The organism is Amycolatopsis palatopharyngis, assembly GCF_003385185.1.
In the GTDB taxonomy this organism is placed as follows: domain Bacteria; phylum Actinomycetota; class Actinomycetes; order Mycobacteriales; family Pseudonocardiaceae; genus Amycolatopsis; species Amycolatopsis palatopharyngis.
On record NZ_PQHZ01000116.1, the window covers coordinates 1 to 2672 of the forward strand.

The window sequence follows — 2672 nt, forward strand, 5'->3', positions numbered from 1 at the left end:
GCGGCACGATGGATGATGCGTTGGAAGCCAGTGATCAACGCGTTCTCCATCACCTTCGGTGACCGCTGGCCGGTGACCGAGACCTACTAATCGACACCGCCGGAAACACCGTTCGCGTTACGGACCCACGGCACCCAGGATTGTGGCGTGCATATTGGAAGTGTCCGGATCCTGCTCCTGCGGTCGCCAGTCCTGGATGGGCACGAGCCCGGGCTCGACGATCTCCCAGTCGCCGGCCAGCGCGCGGATCTGTGGCGTCGTGCGTGAGTGGACCTGGTTGATGGTGCGCTGGGTGTAGTTGTCGGCAATTTGCCCGGCGCTGTCGGGTGTGTCGGGCCGGTCGAAGGTCACGTGATTGAAGGCGAGCAGAGAACCGGCCGGGACCTGTGACTGGTAGAAGGCCAATGCGGGCGCGGGGTCGTCGATGAAATGCAGCAGCGAGACCGTCAGCAGCGCGAGCGGTTTGCTGGGGCCGATCAGTCCTGTGTCCAGTACTTGTTCCCAGAGCTGTTCGGCGTCGCGGTAGTCGGCGCAGATGGCGCCGTGGCGTGCAGGGTCAGCGGTTGTGCCGAGGAGGATCTCGCTGTGCGCCCGGCAGATCGGATCGTTGTCGATGTAGACCACGTGCGCCTGCCCGGGGGCGTGCTCCTCCGCGATCTCGTGCACGTTGTTGCCAGTGGGCAGCCCCGAGCCGATATCGACGAACTGGGTAATCCCTCAGCGAGCGCGAACTGGACCGCGCGCCGCAAAAAGGCGCGGTTGGTCAGCGCGAGGGTGCGGATCTCCGGGTCGAGGGCCAACTGCTGATCGGCGAACTGGCGATCGATTGCGTAGTTGTGGCTCCCGCCGAGCAAGTAATCGTAGATGCGCGCAGCGCTGGGTTTGTCCAGACTGTCCGCCAGGACGCCGGAATCGTGTTGCGCCATGTATGGGTCCCCTCTGTCCGGTTCGCTCGTTCGAGTTCCCTCCGATCCTTGCGGGTCACGCCGCCCAGGGCAATCACTCAAGTTCCAACCCCACCGTGACCTGCACCGGCGCCGGGCGTAGAGACCCGGCGGATGCCGTAGACCCGATCTATGCTGCCCAACTGCGGATCAGTATTCGAAAAATTGCTGGAAATGCGGCGAGCGGCAGGTAGGGCCCGGCGGCGTTCTCTGCCCGCAGTGCCAAGAGCTGATTGCAAGCAGTAGGCCCCGCTTCTGGGACGAGCACACCGAAACCAACCAGCCCCCGCAGCCAATACCGCAACAGGACAGGGTGTAGGGCAGCGACCGGAGTCTGTTGCAGCGTTGGTCAGCGGCAGACGAAGCCACACCTTAAGGTCCTACAACTGCTCCGGGCTGATTCCGACGACGACTGTCAACTGTCTCCGCCTTGTGCGCATCGCGTGTCCTAGGGACAGCTGTCACACGCCAGCCTTCTTCTTCCTTGGTGCCCGCTTGCGCGTCGACTTGGCCGGAGCCTCCTCGACCGGCTCCGGTTCAACGAGCTGGGAGCTGGCTGGCTCGCCATTGTCGAACGCTTCGTAGATCTCTTTCGGGATGCGCCCGCGCTCAGCGATCGCGTAACCATTCTCTACTGCCCAAGCGCGCACCTGCTGGTTGCGCTCGCGGTCGGCCGACGTGGTGGCGCGGCCGCTCCCGGCCACTGTCGACTGACCAGCCGCCACCCGGACCTTGCGCCCGCCCGTGCGCAGGCCTGCCTCGACGTAGCGCTCGAACGTGTCACGCAGCGCCTGCGCATTCTCGTCCGAGAGGTCGATCTCGTACTGAACCCCGTCGAGGGCGAAAGGCACCGTCTGCGCCGCTTCGCCACCGTCGAGGTCATCAACGATTTCGACAAGAACCTTCTGAGCCATCAAGACAGCCTTTCACCAAGTCGAGCAGGGGCGCCGCGTCAGCGGAACAGCAACGACCCTACCGATAGTTCACCAGATCGGCGGTATGACACTCGCGCAATCAGCACGAGCTGCAGTCCTGGCAGGCGCCCAAGCGCCAGCGCCCTCAGCTCCGCAGCTGACCTCAAAGCGGGCGGACGCCCCTGCCCCGATTGCGCCATACTTCAGGTGCGGAAAGCCATAGCTCAGCAGCGAGTCCGGGAACAGTCGAGCCCGCGCCTTGTCGTTGCTCACTGCAAGGCTGTTCGTCTCGGTGCTCAATTGGGTACGGGCGCATATCGCAGCGGTCGATTTCTTGAGGTGTTGCTGCGCCCGGCATAGCCCTGAAGCCGCTGCTCAGTGGCGACAGGAGGGGTACGTGCACTGACTTGTTACCTGTTACGCATCCTGCTTTGCTGCGGAACCGCGGGTGGCATGTGGACCTCGGGGAATTCCCGCGAGATTCGTGTGCCCTACTTGCTACCGTCCGTACACGTGCTGCAGTAAGTAGAGACGAGGACGAGGCAACTCATGCATGATGCCCGCACCCTGCTCGACCTGGGCGAGGTAGCTGTTCACTCCCTGTCCAGGCGGGGCTACACGCTCGACCTGACCACGATTGAGGATCTCTTCACGCGCCGGAACTCCTCGATCAAGAGTGCGGATGAGTTGATTTCGGCAAGCCGAATTGGCCCCGGTTCGGCATTCTGAACTGGCCCCGGCGGCTGGGTTGCGGGATCGGTCGGCATCTTGATGTGGCCCCACCTGCCGTCGTCGGGCGTGGGGCGGCACTCTG

2 protein-coding genes and 1 pseudogene are annotated in these 2672 nt (G+C 63.9%); 1 reads left to right on the forward strand and 2 read right to left on the reverse strand.

Annotated features, from left to right (window positions below; all coding sequences use genetic code 11):
* Window positions 1-117: 117 nt before the first annotated feature.
* Both D0C15_RS33780 and D0C15_RS33785 read right to left on the reverse strand, forming a co-directional pair.
* Window positions 118-926, reverse strand: a pseudogene (locus D0C15_RS33780) (SAM-dependent methyltransferase).
* 479 nt (window positions 927-1405) lie between these two features.
* Window positions 1406-1858, reverse strand: a complete 453-nt coding sequence (locus D0C15_RS33785; protein ID WP_116052089.1) for a histone-like nucleoid-structuring protein Lsr2 — start codon at window positions 1856-1858, stop codon at window positions 1406-1408.
* Between the two features lie 549 nt (window positions 1859-2407).
* Here D0C15_RS33785 and D0C15_RS33790 point away from each other — a divergent pair.
* Window positions 2408-2587 (forward strand): hypothetical protein, encoded by a 180-nt coding sequence (locus D0C15_RS33790; protein ID WP_116052090.1) that lies wholly within the window; start codon window positions 2408-2410, stop codon window positions 2585-2587.
* Window positions 2588-2672 lie beyond the last annotated feature (85 nt).